Annotated in this window: 15 protein-coding genes; 3 read left to right on the forward strand and 12 right to left on the reverse strand. The window is 66.7% G+C overall.

What is annotated here, in order from left to right:
* Positions 1-9: 9 nt before the first annotated feature.
* Positions 10-1,209: an acyl-CoA dehydrogenase family protein gene (locus tag J7I92_RS04600; protein ID WP_214837869.1), complete on the forward strand. Its 1,200-nt coding sequence runs from the start codon at positions 10-12 to the stop codon at positions 1,207-1,209.
* Between the two features lie 25 nt (positions 1,210-1,234).
* On the opposite strand, the gene J7I92_RS04605 is transcribed toward J7I92_RS04600, so the two are convergent.
* The 8 genes from J7I92_RS04605 to J7I92_RS04640 all read right to left on the reverse strand — a co-directional run bounded on the left by J7I92_RS04605 (position 1,235) and on the right by J7I92_RS04640 (position 9,945).
* On the reverse strand, positions 1,235-1,981 hold the full coding sequence (locus tag J7I92_RS04605) for an SDR family oxidoreductase (protein WP_214837872.1): 747 nt from the start codon (positions 1,979-1,981) through the stop codon (positions 1,235-1,237).
* Entirely contained in the window at positions 1,978-3,360 is a 1,383-nt protein-coding gene (locus J7I92_RS04610; RefSeq protein ID WP_251039418.1) for a glycosyltransferase 87 family protein, read from the reverse strand. The genes J7I92_RS04605 and J7I92_RS04610 overlap by 4 nt, the downstream gene beginning before the upstream one ends.
* Positions 3,361-3,589: 229 nt before the next feature.
* Positions 3,590-4,957 (reverse strand): MFS transporter, encoded by a 1,368-nt coding sequence (locus J7I92_RS04615; RefSeq protein ID WP_214837875.1) that lies wholly within the window; start codon positions 4,955-4,957, stop codon positions 3,590-3,592.
* The gene (locus J7I92_RS04620; RefSeq protein WP_214837877.1) at positions 4,954-5,493 is read right to left on the reverse strand and encodes a helix-turn-helix domain-containing protein; all 540 of its coding nucleotides are present in this window, start codon (positions 5,491-5,493) and stop codon (positions 4,954-4,956) included. The genes J7I92_RS04615 and J7I92_RS04620 overlap by 4 nt, the downstream gene beginning before the upstream one ends.
* Positions 5,494-5,556: 63 nt before the next feature.
* Positions 5,557-6,825 carry a glycosyltransferase 87 family protein gene (locus tag J7I92_RS04625; RefSeq protein WP_214837881.1) on the reverse strand — a complete coding sequence of 423 codons (1,269 nt, stop codon included), beginning with the start codon at positions 6,823-6,825 and terminating at the stop codon, positions 5,557-5,559.
* A 6-nt stretch (positions 6,826-6,831) separates the two neighbouring features.
* Entirely contained in the window at positions 6,832-8,019 is a 1,188-nt protein-coding gene (locus J7I92_RS04630; protein WP_214837884.1) for a cystathionine gamma-synthase, read from the reverse strand.
* A gap of 39 nt (positions 8,020-8,058) precedes the next feature.
* Positions 8,059-9,444, reverse strand: a complete 1,386-nt coding sequence (locus J7I92_RS04635; protein WP_214837887.1) for a cystathionine beta-synthase — start codon at positions 9,442-9,444, stop codon at positions 8,059-8,061.
* A 66-nt stretch (positions 9,445-9,510) separates the two neighbouring features.
* Positions 9,511-9,945, reverse strand: coding sequence for a VOC family protein (locus tag J7I92_RS04640; RefSeq protein ID WP_214837890.1), 435 nt, complete (start codon positions 9,943-9,945; stop codon positions 9,511-9,513).
* Between the two features lie 151 nt (positions 9,946-10,096).
* Here J7I92_RS04640 and J7I92_RS04645 point away from each other — a divergent pair, with 151 nt between their 5' ends.
* The gene (locus tag J7I92_RS04645) at positions 10,097-11,077 is read left to right on the forward strand and encodes a DNA-3-methyladenine glycosylase (RefSeq protein WP_214837892.1); all 981 of its coding nucleotides are present in this window, start codon (positions 10,097-10,099) and stop codon (positions 11,075-11,077) included.
* A gap of 52 nt (positions 11,078-11,129) precedes the next feature.
* On the opposite strand, the gene J7I92_RS04650 is transcribed toward J7I92_RS04645, so the two are convergent.
* Positions 11,130-12,806, reverse strand: coding sequence for an AMP-binding protein (locus J7I92_RS04650; RefSeq protein WP_214837894.1), 1,677 nt, complete (start codon positions 12,804-12,806; stop codon positions 11,130-11,132).
* A 99-nt stretch (positions 12,807-12,905) separates the two neighbouring features.
* Here J7I92_RS04650 and J7I92_RS04655 point away from each other — a divergent pair, with 99 nt between their 5' ends.
* On the forward strand, positions 12,906-13,184 hold the full coding sequence (locus tag J7I92_RS04655; RefSeq protein ID WP_214837897.1) for a putative quinol monooxygenase: 279 nt from the start codon (positions 12,906-12,908) through the stop codon (positions 13,182-13,184).
* 105 nt (positions 13,185-13,289) lie between these two features.
* On the opposite strand, the gene trxA is transcribed toward J7I92_RS04655, so the two are convergent.
* From trxA to J7I92_RS04670, 3 genes are all read right to left on the reverse strand, one after another.
* Entirely contained in the window at positions 13,290-13,703 is a 414-nt protein-coding gene (gene trxA, locus J7I92_RS04660; protein ID WP_214837898.1) for a thioredoxin, read from the reverse strand.
* A 58-nt stretch (positions 13,704-13,761) separates the two neighbouring features.
* Positions 13,762-16,677, reverse strand: coding sequence for a discoidin domain-containing protein (locus J7I92_RS04665; RefSeq protein ID WP_214837900.1), 2,916 nt, complete (start codon positions 16,675-16,677; stop codon positions 13,762-13,764).
* Positions 16,678-16,946: 269 nt separating this feature from the next.
* Complete coding sequence (locus J7I92_RS04670; RefSeq protein ID WP_214837903.1) at positions 16,947-17,492, reverse strand: thioesterase family protein; 546 nt, start codon at positions 17,490-17,492, stop codon at positions 16,947-16,949.
* Positions 17,493-17,547 lie beyond the last annotated feature (55 nt).

A 17,547-nucleotide genomic window follows, 5' to 3' on the forward strand; every position in this document is an offset into this window, starting at 1 on the left:
GATGCTCCAATGAGCAACGCTGCTGACATTCCCGCCGTGTCCGACCCCTCCGATGTCCTGGCCCTGGACGCCCTGCTGACTCCCGGGGAGCTGGCGGTCCGGGAGCGGATCCGCGACTTCACCGAGCAGCGGATCAAACCGGGCATTGCCCGCTGGTACGAGGACGCCACTTTTCCGTTGGACCTCGCCCCGGAGCTCGGCGAACTGGGTGTCCTCGGCATGCATCTGGACGGTTACCGCTGCCCGGGACGCTCCGCCGTGGAGTACGGCCTGGCCGCGATGGAGCTGGAGGCCGGTGACTCAGGGATCCGCACCTTCGTGTCCGTGCAGGGGTCCCTGGCCATGACCGCGATCCACAGGTGGGGTTCCGAAGACCAGAAGCAGGAGTGGCTGCCCCGGATGGCTGCCGGTGAGGTGATCGGCTGCTTCGCCCTGACCGAGCCCGACGCAGGGTCGGATCCGTCCGCCATGACCACGGTCGCCCGCCGGGATGGTTCCGGGGATGACGCAGGATGGGTGCTTGACGGCGCCAAGCGCTGGATCGGGCTCGCGTCCGTCGCCGGAGTAATGGTGGTGTGGGCAATGACGGACGACGGCGTGCGCGGCTTCCTGGTGCCGGCCGGAACTGCCGGGGTCACTGCGACGCCGATCACCCGGAAGCTCTCCATGCGCGCCTCGATCCAGTGCGACATCGCGTTCGACGGCGTACAGCTGGGACCCGAGGCCCTGCTGCCCGGCGCCCTGGGCCTCCGCGGTCCGTTCACCTGCCTCAACGAGGCGCGGTACGGGATCGCCTGGGGTGCCATGGGTGCCGCCCGCGATTCGTATGAGGCCGCCCTGAAGTATTCCCAGGACCGGCTCCAGTTCGGCAGGCCGCTGGCCGGGTACCAGCTCACGCAGGAGAAGCTGGTGAACATGCTGCTGGAGATCCAGAAAGGCACTATGCTGGCGCTCCACCTGGGCCGACTCAAGGACGCAGGCACCCTGCGGCCGGAGCAGATCTCCTTCGGCAAGCTGAACAACGTCCGCGAAGCGCTGGCCATTGCCCGCGAGGCCCGGTCCATCCTGGGCGGCAACGGGATCACGCTGGACTACTCCCCGCTGCGGCACGCCGCGAACCTCGAATCGGTGCGCACCTACGAGGGCACCGACGAGGTCCACACCCTCATCCTCGGCCAGCACATCACCGGGATCGGCGCCTTCCGCTGACCCCGGCACGCCTGCGTCAAGGGAACTACGCCGAGAAGCCGCCATCGGCCTTGATCAGCTGCCCGGAGACCCAGCGGCCCTCCGGCGATAGCAGGAAAGCCACGGTTCCCGCCACATCCGCCGGGGTTCCAAGCCGGCCGCCGGGCTGGCGGCGGGTGAGGTCCTCGCGCAGCTGCTCGTCCATCCACCCCGTGTCCACCGGCCCGGGGTTCAACACATTGGCCGTGATTCCGGCCGGTCCCAGCTCCCTCGCCGCGGCAATGACTGTCCGGTCCAGCGCCCCCTTGGACGCACCGTAGGGCAGGTTGAACGCAGTGTGGTCACTGGTCAGCGCGACGATCGCGCCGCCGCCGGGCCCTGCCTGCCGCGCAAAGGCCGCGATCAGCTGCCAGCTCGCCCGGGTGTTCACTGCAAAGTGGCGTTCCCAGCTCGCCAGCGTGGTGTCCAGGACGCCGGAGTCCACGGATTCCGCGTGGCTGAGCACCAGCCCCTGCAACGTCCCGGCCCGCTCCGCCGCGTCGGCCATGAGCCGGTCCACGGCCAGCGGATCCTCCAGGTCCGCCGGCAGGGCGATGACGCGTGCGCCGGTCGCCGCCAGCTCGGCCGCCAGGCGCCCGACGTCGTCCGGCTGGACTCCCCAGGGCATCCGCGAATCGTATTCCTGCCAGTACGTCAGCACGAGGTCCCAGCCGTCCGCGGCCAGGCGCCGGGCGATGCCGGCACCGATGCCGGCGAGGCGGCCCGCCCCGGTGACCAATGCTGTCCGGCTCATGCGGGAGCCTCAGCCAGCGAGCCCCGGCGGAGCACCACCAGCCAGCACGCCAGGACGGCTACGGCGCAGAACACACCCGCGCTGGAGGCCATCAGCCAGGGCTCCGGCACCTGAAAGTCCAGGTTCTCCGCTCCCAACGCCTTGCCGATGGTTTTCGGGGAAAAGAAGAACACCATGATCGATGCTCCCAGCACCCCGCCCAGGAGCCAGCGGGTGGCACGGTGGCGGTGCGGCGTTTCGCGAAGCGTCCAGGCGAAGGCCGGCAGGACCGCCGCCATCCAGACCCAGTGGTGGGACCAGGAAACTGGGCTGATGAGCAGCATGGTGAGGGCCGTCGCCGAAATGGCCACCACGCGGGCGCCCTGGTCGCTGGCGGCTTTGATGACCGCGGCGCCCATGCAAACCACCAGCAGGCTCAGCAGGAGCCACGGGACGGTGACGGCGGCTTCAGGAACGCCGAAGTGCAGCAGGGCGCCTTTGATGGAGAGGTTGTCCACATAGCCCGCCCCGCCGATCCTTGACGTGTCCGGCAGGATCTCCAGCCAGAACCGGAGCGTTTCCGCGGGCCGGACCAGCCAGCCCAGCAGCACGGTGAAAGCGAACCCCGCGGACATGTTGGCGAGTCCGCGCCAGTCCTTGCGCACCAGGAAGTACAGCCCGAAGACCAGAGGCGTGAGCTTGATGCCGGCGGCCACGCCCACCAGGAATCCGCGCCCGGGAAGGCCCCGGGTCCAGCGGTGGTTCCTGGCCAGGAGGTCGGCTGCCATGAGCCCCATCAGCAGGATGTTGATCTGGCCGAACGCCAGCGTCTCGCGCCACGGGCCCAGGTTGATGACGGCCAGCAGCAGGATCACTGCGCCCCAGCGGTTCCGCATCGCTTTGAACCCGGCGCCTCCGAAGACGCCGCGCCAGTCTTGCTTACCGCTCCAGTACCGCACTCCGCGCACGGCGACCCAGGCCGCAACCGCGGCACCTGCAGCATTGAAGAGCATCAGGGCCGACTCCTCCGGCAACCTGGCCAGCAGGCTGAACAGCATCGCGGCGAACGGCGGGTACGTGAACGGCAACTCCGGACCTCCTGCCCAGCCCACCGTCTTGCTGTAAAGGTTCGACGGCGCTGCACCGGCTTCGTTGAGGATCTTGCCGCCGTGCCAATAGACGCTGAAGTCCAGGCCCTGCTCACCCCAGGCGTCGAGCCGGGAGGACATAAAGACGGCGGCGGCGAGCAACGCGAACAACGTCACCAGCTCGCCGGGAATAGCCAGCGCCAGCCGGCTCCGGTACCAGGGCGCAGCGGACCCCGCGGATGGCCGTGCCGCCTTGCCGGTGCCAGCCCGGTTTTCGGCGTCGAGTTTCTTTTCGGCGTCGAGCAGTGCCATCCCGTTTCCCCAAACTTTTTTCGTGCAGAGCGGCGCCACTGCAGGCGCGGTGCGCGCTATCGCGATGTTGTGCCGGCGGCCCGCGCCGGATCGGGCGCGTCGTTCTCACATCCTACTGACCCCGACGCCGTGTCCCGTGCTGCGGGGCTCCGGCGTGGCATCGCGGCTCCGACGTGGCATCACCGGCTCGGGCGTGGCAGGCGGGCGGGGAACCAGCCCGGCCGTGCACTCAGCCTTCCGCGGCCTTGGCCTCCACCAGTACGGGTTCGCGCGCGCCGGCGTCCTTGCGGATGGTGGCGCTGATCACGGCGGCAATGGTGCACATGGCGGCTGCCCCGAACCAGGCATAGGTGTACTGGCCGGTGGCGTCACGGATGGCCCCGGCGGTCAGGGCTGCGGCGGCTGCACCGAGCTGGTGGGCGGCGAACACCCAGCCGAACACCACGCTGCCGTCGGCACCGAACACCTGGCGGCAGATGGCGGCGGTAGGCGGAACGGTGGCCACCCAGTCCAGTCCGTAGATCACCACGAACACGATCATGCTGGGCTGGACCGTGGCGCTCAGCAGGAGCGGCAGCACCAGGAGCCCGATGCCGCGGAACTGGTAGTACACCGCCAGGAGGATCCGCGGGTTGAAGCGGTCCGTGAGCCAGCCGGACGCGATGGTGCCTACGATGTCGAAGATCCCGACGACGGCGAGCAGGCCCGCCGCGGTGGTTTCGGGCATTCCGTGGTCGTGCGCGGACGGGATGAAGTGGGTGCCGATGAGTCCGTTGGTGGTGGCACCGCAGATCGCGAAGCCCGCCACCAGCGCCCAGAAAGTCCGGACTTTGCTGGCCCGCTTGAGCACCTGGAGGGCCCGGACGGCGGCGTTCCCGCCTAGCGCTGCTGACGGGGCCGTCGACGGCGCAGCTGACGGAGAAGGTGAAGGGGCGGTCCCGGGGGCCGGTTCGGCCGGGGCATCGGCGCCGTAGGCCAGCACGCCGGCGTCGGCGGGCGAGTTCTTGAGGAATTTGAGCACCATCGGCACCACGGCCAGCGCGCCGGCGGCGATAAGGAGGGATGCTTGCCGCCAGCCGGGATCCTGGGCAAGCATGGCGATGAAGGGCAGGAAGACCAGCTGTCCGGCGGCACTCCCGGCCGTCAGGATGCCGATCACCAGGCCGCGGCTCTTGGTGAACCAGGTGTTGGCGATGGTGGCGGCGAACACCAGTGCCATGGATCCTGTGCCCAGTCCGATCAGTAAACCCCAGGTCAGCAGGATCTGCCACGACTGGTTCACCAGGACGGTCAGGGCACTGCCGGCGCCGATCAGGACCAGCGCCACGGACGTCACGGCGCGGATGCCGAACCGTTCCATCAGGGCTGCAGCGAACGGTGCGGTGAGGCCGAAGAGCACCAGGTTGATGCTGACGGCCGCGGACAGCACGGTGGTGGACCAGCCGAATTCGTCCTGCAGCGGCACCATCAGCACGCCCGGCGCCGCTCGGAAACCGGCGGCTCCCACCAGGGCCAGGAACGCGACGGCGGCGACGATCCATGCCGGATGGATCCGTTTCCTGCGTACGGGAGGCAGGGTGGTCTGGGGAACGCTCATGCTGCGGGTCCGTTCTGTGAAGCGGAGTTCTGGGATGCGGAGTTATGCGGGGCGGCAGTGGCCAGCCGGACGGGCTCCGGCGTGCGAGTAAGGCTGTGCCAGCTGGTGTTGTCCGCGGTGAGCCGCTCACCGCAGGCCGTGCAGGAGTCCGCGGACGACGTCCGCTGCCCGCAGGTGGAGTGGATCACGAACATGTGCGCCTGTTCGGACGGGGCGGGGAGGTGCTTTTCGGCCCAGATCACGACGGCGTTGAGCACCGGCAGCGCATCCTCGCCTTTGCCGGTGAGCACGTACTCCTGGCGGGTGCGTCCGCCGTCGTCGTACGGTTTCCGCTCCAGAAGCCCGGCATCCACGAGGCCTGCCAGGCGTTTGGTGAGCACGGAGTCGGCAACCATCAGGCGATTCTTCATGGCATCGAAGCGGCCGTTGCCGAAGAACACCTCACGGAGCACCAGCATGCTCCAGGGGTCGCCGAGGATGTCCAGGCCGCGGGCCATGGCGCAGGTGCGTTGGGACCAGTCGGAGCGGAGTGCCATGCAGGAAACCGTAGCTGACTTTCTTGAAGAAAGCCACACTCCCGGGAAAGCTGCCGGCCGCGTTTAGCGGAGGGTGGCCCTCGAGGGGCGGTATGCCAAAGCCCAGTACACCAGCATCGCGATCCCGCAGACAACGCCCAGGCTGGACACTGTGAGTTGCCACTGGGTCTGCGGGTCCTTGCCCCATTCGTTGGCGCCGGCCATCATCGCCAGGTACTTCGGCGTGAGGTAGAACGCCACCACCGAGGCGGCCACAATGACCCAGCCGGCCAGCCGCATCTTCCCGTCCCGCGAGGGAACCCGGTGCAGCGCAAAGGCCATGGACGGCAGGGCCACGGCCATCCACACCCAGTGGTGGGACCAGGAGACCGGGCTGATCAGCAGCATCAGCACGGCGGTGGCGGACACTGCCACGAAGTTTTCGTCCGCGTCCACGGCCCATTTGATGACCAGCGCGGCCACGGCCGCCACGGCCAGCGAGAGGACCAGCCACAAAATGCTGGTGAGTCCGGAATCGGGCAGCCCCGCATGGAGCAGCAGGCCCTTGACGGACAGGTTGTCCACGTAGCCGGGACCGCCGATCCTGCTGGTGTCCGGAAGGATTTTGGTCCAGAACGTTTGCGAGGCGTGCGGCAGCAGGGCCCAGGACAGTGCAATGGAGCCGAAGAAGCCGGCCGCCATCCAGCCGAGCGCTTTGAAGTCCCGGCGCACCAGGAAGTACAGGCCAAACGCCAGCGGGGTGAGCTTGATCCCCGCCGCCAGGCCGATCAGCAGGCCCGCAGGCCACCGGAGCTCCCCCGCCCGCGACTTCCCGTAAAGGGCGAAGTCCGCAAGGATCAGGCCCATCAGGATGATGTTGATCTGGCCGAAGTCGAACGTGTCGCGCCAGGGACCCAGCAGCAGGATCGCCGCCGTTCCTGCAAGCGCCACGGCCCGGAACCGCCAGTCGGCGAAGGCATCCTTCCAGCGGCGCAGCCCGAAGTAGTGCCGCGCCAGCCACGCCGACACGACGGCGGCGCCCGCCAGCGCCGTCGTGATGAAGATGAGGCTGCTCGCGCCGATGCTGAGGGTCGCCAGCAGGGCAAACAGCAGCGCGGCGAACGGCGGGTACGTGAACGGCAGGCCGTCCCGCGGCGCATACAGCTCGTTGACGCCGGTCTCGCCGGTCTGGAGGACGCGGGTGCCGCCGTAGTAATACACCTCGAAGTCGTTCATCAGCGGGATGTACGACGAGTAGAGGACCACAAGGGCGACGACGACGGCGGCAGCACCGGCCGCCGTCGCGAACCGGCCCCGCGTGCTGGGCGAGATGTCCTGAAGCGAGATGGCCACCGGCTGCTAGCTGCCCGTCCCGATGAAGGTGAAGGCATGCTCGAGGTCGGCGATCAGGTCCTCAACGTCCTCGATGCCGCAGGAGAGCCGGATGAGGTTGACGGGAACGGCCAGCTCGGTTCCCTTGACGGAGGCGTGCGTCATCTCCGACGGGTAGTTCATCAGCGATTCGATGCCGCCGAGGGATTCGGCCAGGGTGAACACCGAGGTGTTTTCCGCGACGGTGCGGGCAGCGGCTTCGCCGCCCTTGAACTGCACCGAGATCATGCCGCCGAACTTCTTCATCTGCTTTTTCGCAAGGTCGTGGCCCGGGTGCGACGGAAGGCCCGGGTAGAGCACGGCTTCCACCTCGGGGCGTTCCAGCAGCCATTCGGCCACCGCCTGGGCGTTGTCGCTGTGCCGGTCCATCCGGACGCCGAGGGTCTTGAGGCCGCGGGTGGTGAGGAAGGCGTCCATCGGGCCGGACACGGCGCCGACGGCGAACTGGACGAAGCCGATCTTCTCCGCGAGCTCCGGGTCATTGACCACAAGCGCACCGCCGACGACGTCGGAGTGGCCGCCGATGTACTTGGTGGTTGAATGCACCACAATGTCGGCGCCAAGGGCCAGCGGCGTCTGCAGGTAAGGCGACGCGAAAGTGTTGTCGACGACCAGGAGGGCGCCGGCGTCGTGCGCCACCTTCGCGAGGGCCTCGATGTCGGTGATCTTCATCAGCGGGTTGGACGGAGTTTCCACCCAGACGAGGCGGGTCCTGCCGCCCTCGGGTCCGCCTGCGGCCACCGCCGCCGTGACGGCGTCCAGGTCCGCCATGTCCACGGGGGTGTTGCCGATGCCCCAGTCCCCCAGGACCCGGCTGATCAGCCGGTACGTGCCGCCGTAGGCGTCGTTGCCCAGCACGATGTGGTCCCCCGGCCGCGTGAGCGCGCGGATGAGGGAATCCTCCGCGGCCAGGCCGGAGCTGAAGGAGTAGGCGTGGGAGCCGCCTTCGAGCGCAGCCAGCTGTTCCTGCAGGGCGTCGCGGGTGGGGTTTCCGCCGCGACCGTATTCATAGCCGTCGCGCAGCCCGCCGATCCCGTCCTGCGCATAGGTGGAGCTGAAGTGTAGCGGCGGCACCACGGCACCGGTGCGCGGCTCGAAGGCCTGGCCGGAGTGGACGGCGCGGGTGTTGAAACCTTGGTTTTCAGAGACAGACATGAAGTTCCTTTCGGCTGCCGGTCGGGCTGGCAAACAGGACTAGTGGCTGAGGTAGGCGAGGAGATCGTGGCGGGTGAGGATGCCCACCGGGGCGCCGACGAAGGTGACCATGACCGTGTCCACGTCGGAGAGCAGTTCGCGGGCCGCGGAGATCGTCTCCAGCGAACCGATCACGGGAAGCCGCTCCCCCATGTGTTCGGAAATCTTGTCCGTCAGCTTCGCCTCGCCGCGGAACAGCTTCGAGGTGAGGCTCCGTTCGTCCACCGCGCCCAGCACCTCGCCCATGACCACCGGCGGCTCCTGGGACAGCACCGGGATGTGGGAGACGCCGAATTCGTTCATGATGTTGATGACGTCGCGGACGGTTTCGTTCGGGTGGATGTGCACCAGCTCCGGAAGTTCACCGGTCTTCGACTTCAGCACCTCGCCGACCGAGGACTCTTCGCCGCCGGACAGGAAGCCGTAGGACCGCATCCACTGGTCGTTGAAGATCTTGGCGAGGTAGCCGCGGCCTGAATCGGGCAGGATCACCACCACCACGGCCTCTTCAGGGAGGTCCCTGGCAACCTGCAGGGCAGCCACCACGGCCATGCCGGAGGATCCGCCCACCAGGAGGCCCTCCTCGCGGGCGAGCCTGCGCGTCATCTCGAACGATTCGGCATCGCTGACGGCGATGACCTCGTCCGGGACGGCTTTGTCGTAGTTCGCGGGCCACATGTCCTCGCCGACGCCCTCGACGAAGTAGGGCCGGCCGGTGCCGCCTGAGTACACGGAGCCTTCCGGGTCGGCGCCGATGATCCGGACGCGGCCGCCGTCGGCCTCGGGACGGCCGGCGGACACTTCCTTCAGGTAGCGGCCGGTTCCCGTGATGGTGCCGCCGGTGCCGGCACCAATAACGCAGTGCGTGACCCGGCGGTCCGTGTCGTTCCAGATCTCGGGACCGGTGGACTCATAGTGGCTGCCTGGAGCCGCCGGGTTGGAGAACTGGTCAGGCTTGAAGGCGCCGGGGATTTCGGTGACCAGGCGGTCCGAAACGCCGTAGTAGCTTTGCGGGCTGTCCGGGGCGACGGACGTGGGGGTCACCACCACTTCGGCGCCGTATGCCTGCAGGACGGCACGCTTGTCCTCGCCCACCTTGTCCGGCACCACAAAAATGCACCGGTAGCCCTTCTGCTGGGCCACGAGGGCCAGTCCGACGCCGGTGTTCCCCGAGGTGGGTTCAACGATGGTTCCGCCGGGGAGCAGCTTGCCGTCCCGCTCCGCTTCCTCGATCATCTTCGCCGCGATGCGGTCCTTGATGGACCCGCCCGGGTTCAGGTATTCCACCTTGGCCAGGACCGTGGCTTTGATGCCGTCGGTTACGTGGTTGAGTTTGACGAGGGGCGTGTTGCCGATGAGGTCCAGGACGGACTGGGCGTACTTCATAGGTACAAAGTTACCGTCTCGGGCCTGCCCGCCCCGCTTCGGCACTGCTTCTTAGGCGCCGATTTCTTAGGCGCCGATGTCGTTGGCCGCCGTACCGGCACCCGTCTGAGCGCCGCCTTCCGGTGCCGCGTTCTGCCACAGGCCCAGGACGTTGCCCTCGGTGTCCCTGAAATAGGCGTAGTAGCCCATGCCCGGAATGGCGTCCTTGGGCTTCACCACTGATCCGCCCAGTGATTCGATCTGCGCGAGCGCGGCGTCGATGTCCTCGACGTCCACGGTGATGATGGGTGTCTTCAAGTCCCCTTCCCTGGCGAACATCCCGCCGTTGATGGCGCCGGGGGTTTTTGGCATGCCCGTCTTTTCGTCGGTCGGCGTTGTTGTCACCACGTTGTAGTCCATATCGGGCATTGCATTGATGGTCCAGTCGAAGGCCGACTGGTAGAACGTGGTGGCCCGGCCCTGATCGTCCGCCGGGATTTCGAAATGCACTATTCCAGCCATTGACTGCTCCTGACATCGTGGGGTTGATGGCGCGGAGTCCCCCGCCATACCGCGGATTTTAGTCCCGGGCACGCCTGCTTGGGCAGTGCCGTTGGCCCCTTTGCGGCCAGCCGTTTCAGGCCGTGTCAGCCCGGCGTGGGACGATGGATTAGTGACCATCGCCGACGTCCCCGCCGGCCTGGCTGCCGCGGCGGACGCGTCCCTGCGGTGGCATCCGGGCGGGCCCTACAACCTCCTGCAGACTGTCGGCACGCTCATGCGCGGCGCCGGGGATCCGACGTTTGCCGCCGCTCCGGGCGGCGTGTGGATGTCCTTTACGACGGCGGCCGGCCCCGCCACGCTGTGCCTCACCCTTTCCGAGGACCCGCGCGAACCGGCTGTCGACGTCCAGGCCTGGGGGCCGGGAGCCGAGGCCGCCGTCGCTGCCGCGCCGCGGCTGCTGGGCAGCGACGACGACTGGTCGGCGTTTGACTGCCCGGAATTCCATGCGACCCTCCCCCGGATTGTGGTGGAAGCCCGACGCCGGAACCTCGCCTTACGGCTCCCGGCCACCGGCCGGATGGTTGATTCGCTCGTGCCCACCGTGCTTGAACAGAAGGTCACCGTGATCGAAGCGCGGCGCGGCTACCGCTACCTGATGTACCGCTTCGGCACGCCGGCCCCCGCCGCCGGAACGGCCGCACCGGCCGGGCTGCTGGTCCAGCCCACCCCTGAGCAGTGGCTGCGCATCCCGTCCTGGGAGTGGCACAAGGCGGGCGTCGGGCCGCAGCGATCGGCGACGGTAATGCGCGCGCTGCGTTCCGCCGTCGCGCTTGAACGGCTGGCGGGTGTGACGGCCGCGGAAGCATCTGCGAAGATGCAGACCATTCCCGGCATCGGCATCTGGACCACCGCCGAAGTCGTCCAGCGCACGCACGGCTGCCCGGACTCCATCGCCGTGGGTGACTACCACCTTGCGGCGTACGTGGGGGCGGCCCTCACCGGCCGGCGGACGGATGACGCCGGGATGCTGCGGCTGCTTGCCCCGTGGCCCGGCCACCGGCAGCGGGTGGTGCGGATGATCGGCCTCAGCGGCTTCCGCAAACCCACCTTCGGCCCGCGCATGACCATCCAGGACCACCGCCGGCACTAGGTCCATAACTGGAGTGACTCGAGCGCGAACGGACAGTTTGGGGCCCTCGTGGCTAGAGGCCCAGGCGCGCCACCGCTTCCTCGCGCATCTCCACCTTGCGGACTTTCCCGGAGACGGTCATCGGGAAGCTTTCGCGGACCTCCACGTACCGCGGAATTTTGTAGTGCGCCAGCTTTTCCCGGCAGAAATCGGCGACGGCGGCCTGGTCCAGCGGCTCAGCGCCGGGTTTGAGGATGATGCAGGCCATCAGCTCCTCGCCGTACCTGGCATCCGGAACGCCGATCACCTGCACGTCCTGGATGGACGGGTGGGTGTACAGGAATTCCTCAATCTCGCGGGGATAGATATTTTCGCCGCCACGGATCACCATGTCCTTGATCCGGCCTTCGATCACCACGTAGCCGTCGTCGTCCATCAGGGCCAGGTCGCCGGTGTGCATCCAGCCCTCCGCGTCGATCGCCTCGGCAATCTTGTCCGGCTGGCCCCAGTACCCCTTCATCACGGCATAGCCGCGGGTGCACAGCTCGCCGATTTCCCCGCGCTCCAAAACCGTCCCGGTGACCGGATCCACCACCTGGCTCTCCAGCTGCGGCATGGTCCGGCCCACGGTCTCGGTGCGCTGTTTGATGGTGTCGCCGGTGCGGGTCATGGTGGACACCGGGGAGGTCTCCGTCATGCCGTAGCAGATGGCCACGTCCTTCATGTTCATCTCCGAAATGACCCGGTTCATCACCTCGATGGGACACAGTGAGCCGGCCATCACGCCTGTGCGCAGCGTGGAAATGTCATACGAGGCGAAGTCCGGCAGCGCCAGCTCGGCGATGAACATCGTGGGCACCCCGTACAGCGACGTGCCGCCGAAATCCTGCACCGCTTCCAAGGCCGCCGCGGGCGTGAATGACCGGCCGGGGATGATGGTGGCGGCGCCGTGGCTGAGCGCGTTCAGGTTCCCGATGACCATCCCGAAGCAGTGGTAGAACGGCACCGGAATCACCACCCGGTCGTGCTCCGTGTAGCGAAGCAGCTCCCCGATGGAGTAGCCGTTGTTAAGGATGTTGCGGTGCGTGAGCGTGGCGCCTTTGGGGAAACCCGTGGTGCCCGAGGTGTACTGCAGGTTGATGGGATCGTTCGGGTCCAGCCCCGCGAGGCGGGCTTTCAGGGCGGAATGCCCGACGTCGTCGGCGCGCTTCAGCAGCTCGGCGTACGTGAGCTCCGCGTCGGATTCAGGGACGCCGGCTTCCAGGAGCGGTTGCCCGCCGTCGGGCAGGAAGACCAGCTCCTGCAGTTCGGGACATTCGGCGAGCGCCTGCCGGGCCATCCCGGTGTAGTCGCTGCTCCGGTCCGAGGGTGCGGTGACCAGCATGCGCATACCGTTTTGCCTGACGACAAACTCCAGTTCGTGGCTCCGGTAGGCCGGGTTCACGTTCACCAGGATGGCGCCGATCTTGGCGGTGGCGTACTGCAGGATGGTCCACTCCGCGCAGTTGGGGCTCCAGATGCCCACCCTCTCCCCCGCCGCGACGCCGAGGGCGAGCAGCGCGCGGGCCAGCCTGTCGACGTCGTCGTTCAGTTTTGTGTAGCTCCAGCGGCGGGCGTCCGCGCCGGGAACCGGGGCCGCCTCGATGAGGGCGTCGTGAAAGGGAAAGCTGGCCACCATCCGCTCGAAGTTCTGTCCGATGGTCTCTTCAAGCAGCGGAACGTCAGTGTCCCCGGCTGTGTAAGCGCGCATGCTGGCACGCTACCAACAGAGCCCGCCTTAAAGAAGCGCAAAACTTGGAAGCCCTATACATATGCGGGCCGCCCATCCCGGGCCGGTATTGTGAAACGCATGATTGCACCCATTGACCTGAAGGCCACGTTCATCCCCAACGACGGCGAGTTCTTTCGCGTGAAGCTCGCCCTCGAGATTGCGATCGACGAGGTGGTCAACGAACCCGGCTGCATCCGCTACGAACTGACGGAGGCCAGCGAGGAGAAGCTGGTGCTGACCGAGCGCTGGGCTTCCGAAGCGGATCTCGACAAGCACTCCAAGGGCACGGCCGTCCAGGACCTCAACGAATCTCTGAGCGCCCTGCTGGCCGAACCTGTCCAGCTCGAACGGCTGTAGTCCCGCCTCGTTTCCGGATAAAACAACGCGGGCCCCTTCCCCGGCGAACCAGGTTCGCTGGGGAAGGGGCCCTTCCGCTTAAGGCGTTGGACGGCCGGCGGACCTTTAGGCTTCCGGAATCTGGGTGCCATCCTGCTTGCCGGCTGCTGAAGCCGCTTCGGCCTTTGAACGGGCCACGTGGGCGTGCACTTCCTCCATGTCCAGTGCCTTGACGGCGTCAACCACCTGCTCCAGCTGCTGGGCGTTCAGCGCACCGGGCTGGGAAAAGACCAGCACCTTCTCACGGAAGGCCATCAGCGTGGGGATGGACGTGATGCCGGCTTCGGCGGCCAGCTGCTGTTCGGCTTCAGTGTCGACCTTGGTGAAGACGACGTCCGGGTGCTTTTCCGAAACAGCGGAGTACGTGGGTCCAAACTGCTTGCAGGGACCACACCATTCGGCCCAGAAATCAACGAGGACGATGTCGTTGTTCTCGACGGTTGATGCGAACTGTTCACCTGTAATGTCTACGGTTGCCATCCTTCAACGGTACGCGAGCGGCTCCGTGATGTCCCGGCGTTTCGCTGTTGGCTCAGAATCAACTGATCTTGATCATCGAGGCGACGCTGGGCACGCCATTGCCGTCAACGGCGAACAGCAGGTAGCTGCCCGGCACCAGCACTCCTCGATCCGCTGGCAACGTCAGTGACGCCGTGCTGCCCGACGTCGCGGTTGGCGTCAGCGGGATTCGCCGCTGATCCATGTTGACAGTGTGGGTGACTGTGGACATCCGCATCAGGGAGAACTTCGTGACCGGCGCTCCGGTGGTCACCGCAATGGTGCTGCCGGCCGTGGCGGTGGCCGGTGCGGTCACAATCGTTGGGCGGGTTCGCTCACTGCCGTCGGCATTGAGCAGGTACGGCGGAGTGAAGATCTCGCCGTCGAGATGGTTCGTCGTGCATGTGCCGCAGAGCCCCCCGCCGCCGACGAAGACCCTTCCATCGGGGAGCAGCAGGGCGACGCTGTGATATGTCCGGGGAACGGCCATCGGGGCCAGTGCTGTCCATTCTCCCGTTGCCGGGTTCCAGATTTCCGGCGACATCCTGGCGTTGGTATCGGTGAACGGAACGGGCGTGGCCTGACCGCCGACGACGAGCACCTGGCCGTCAGGCAGCGCGACTCCGGTGGCGAATGCCCGGGAGAAGGCCATGTCGGCAGTACGGGCCACGTCGACCCCGTCGTTAATGTCGATGGTGTACGCTCCCGGCGTGGCTGGGGTTTTCTCGTAGGCGGTCGAACCGCCTACGGTAAGAATCTTTCCGACGTCGTACATCACGGCGTCGCCGTTCATCGCGTCCGGGCTATCTGACCTGGGTCCGGCCGGGGTGATGCTGCCCGCTCCAGCCGTGGAGATCCAGTTCATCTGGCGGCTCGGCCCGGCGTGGAACACCATGCCACCGGGGGCAGCAAACAACCACGCGTGATTGTCGGAACGGTACTCACCCGCGGGATCGTCGGTCAAGATGTTATTGACCAGCACATTGGGCAGCGTCCGCCAGCCGGCGGCCGCGGACCACACCTCGCCGTTCTTGCCGCCGATACCGCCCGACCACGACCCACCGAGGGTAAACACCTCACCGGTGGAGGTGGTCACGTTGGTCTGGTAGCCGCGCGGAATCTTCATATCCGGACCGGGGGTCCAAGCATTCGTCTCAGGGTTGTAGAGCGTGGTTTTCGAGCTGTTGCTGCCGCCGCTGATCAGGATCTTCCCGTCCGCCAGCAGCGAGGTTCCGGGGCAGAACATGTCATGACCGGTATTCGCCACTTGGGCCTGACTCACCACGCCTGTGGAGAGATCCAGGATGGACGTCTGCGTGTAGCCGGTGCCGCCGGCGAAAGCTGTGGGGGCATAAGCGGACCAGGTCAACAGCCGGTTGCCAGGCAATAGCGCCGCCGCGGCCGGAACTATCGGAAAGTTGATTGTCGGACCCCAGGACCCCAGTTTCCCGTCCGCCGGCACCTGCGTCCCACCCGTTGCCAGGCCGAGCAAATTGATCTCCGCGGCGCTGCTCCAGTCCCCGCGATTGCCCGCCTCGGTGGTTGCGGTCAGCCGGACGTACCGGGCGCTAATCCCGGTGAAGGTCACTGTCTTCTCGGCGATGGTGTCCGGCCAGGTGCCGCTTGTGACAACGCTCCAGGTGGTTCCGTTGGAGCTGGCTTCGACCGAGTAGGCGCCGACCCGCCCGTTCACGTGGTCCCAACGCGGGAGATAGCGGAACCCCGAGATGCTTTGAATGGCCTTGGTGTCGATAGTGATGGTATGCGGCAGCGGAACGGCGGGCGCGGTCCACTTGCTGTGCCAGATGGTGCCCGGGTTCCCGTCGAGCACATTGCTGGCCCGGCCATTCCCGCCGGAGGTCTCCTCATCGCTGGCCGAAGCCGTCCAGCCGGCACGGGTCAGCACTTGGATGGTAAGCGGTGGAGGCGTGGTTTGCTCGGCGAGAAGATTGATCTCGGCAGCGCTACTCCAAGGCCCGCGATTGCCCGCCTCGGTGGCTGCGGTCAGCCGAACGTACCGGGCACTAACCCCGGTGAAGTTCACCGTCTTCTCCGCACTGGTGTCCGGCCAGATGCCGCTGGCGACCACGCTCCAGGTCGTGCCGTTGGAGCTGACTTCGATAGAGTAGGCGCCGACCCGCCCGTTCACGTGGTCCGAACGCGGGAGATAGCGGAACCCCGAGATGCTTTGACTCGCTTTGGTGTCGATGGTGATCGTGTGCGGCAGCGGAACGGCAGGTGCGGTCCACTTGCTGTGCCAGATAGTGCCCGCGTTCCCATCGAGCACATTGCTGGCCCGGCCGTTCCCGCCGGAGGTCTCCTCATCGCTGGCCGAAGCCGTCCAGCCGATCCGTGGCAGCACTTGGGTCGTAGTCGATGGGGGCGTGGTTTGCTCGGCGAGAAGGTTGATTTCAGCGGCGCTGCTCCAAGGCCCGCGATTGCCCGCCTCGGTGAGTGCGGTCAGCCGGACATAGCGCGCCGGCACCGCCGCGAACGTCACACTTTTCTCGTCACCGCTGTCCGCCCAGGTGCCGCGGGCCACCGGGTTGCCCCAGGTGGTGCCGTCAGTGCTCACCAGAATCTCGAAGCTCCCGACCCGCCCATTCACATGGTCCGAACGCGGGAGATAGCGGAACCCCGAGATACTTTGAGTCGCCTTGGTATCGATGGTGATCGTGTGCGGCAGCGGAACGGCGGGCGCGGTCCACTTGCTGTGCCAGATAGTGCCCGCGTTTCCGTCGAGCACATTGCTGACCCGGCCGTTCCCGCCGGAAGTCTCCTCATCGCTGGCCGAAGCCGTCCAGCCGAGTCGTGGCAATGGAGCCGGCGCCGCCGCCATCGCGGCAGCCGGCAGTACCGAGATGTGCCGGTGCTGTCCGTGCGCGCTTGAGGGGTGGTGCCGCGTCACTGTCACGTACCCCGTGATGAGAAGTAATCCGACCAAAACTACGGACATGTGGCGAATCTTTTGCGGTTTCGATTGGGACATCAGACACCTAACGTCGTCAATGACGCAATCAGCCATGAAGTAGTTGTTTGCCCTAGGACGAGCCTATGAATCGGCAGTATCTGCCACACGAGTAGGCCCTACGCGAATCTGCTGGCAACCCAGTTGCGTACCTTGGAGCTTTACTCGATAAGTCAGTTGTTCAGGGCCGGGGACTACTTGCCTAGGTCGGCAAGACACGTCGTTGACAAGCCGCTGTAGCTGGCAGGGCGGTGGCCTCAGTGCCAGACGTGCGGCGCGGGCCGGCGGGCTCCAGGCAGGGCGGTGGTCTCGCGCCACTCGTGGATCCATTCCGCCAGCTCCAGCTCAGCTGGCGGCTGGCCGAATTCAGCGAAGATCTCCTCCTGGCTGACCGGTTTCCCCTTGCTGACCAGACGCGTGGCGATGTGCGCGCGGGCGTAAATTTCGCCCTTCACGACCATGCGCTGCTCGAAGTAAATGGCCTTCGTATCCAGCCCGACGATCCGGGTTTCGATGGTGTATTGCTGCCAAAGCAGCAGGGACTTCCGAAACGCGATGGTCTCCCCGGAGGCCACCGGCGACCATCCCAGCCTGCGCATCCTTCTCCAGGTTCCGCTCCGCGCCATAAGGTCGAATCGGCCCAGGTCCATCAGGGAGAAGTACATTCCGTTGTTGACGTGCATGGCAATGTCGATGTCCGTGGGCAGCACTCGCAGCGGCAGGGAGGACGTGTCCCAGATACTCAGGGGCGGCTTGCGGGATGAAGTGAACAGGAGCAGAAGGGTTCGCAGAAGCAGATGCACAGTTGCCATGTTACCCGTCGGTAACATGGAGTGCCAGGAGGCTGCGCCCTCAGGA

The sequence above is a fragment of the Arthrobacter sp. ISL-72 genome (assembly GCF_018613755.1).
Lineage (GTDB): Bacteria > Actinomycetota > Actinomycetes > Actinomycetales > Micrococcaceae > Arthrobacter.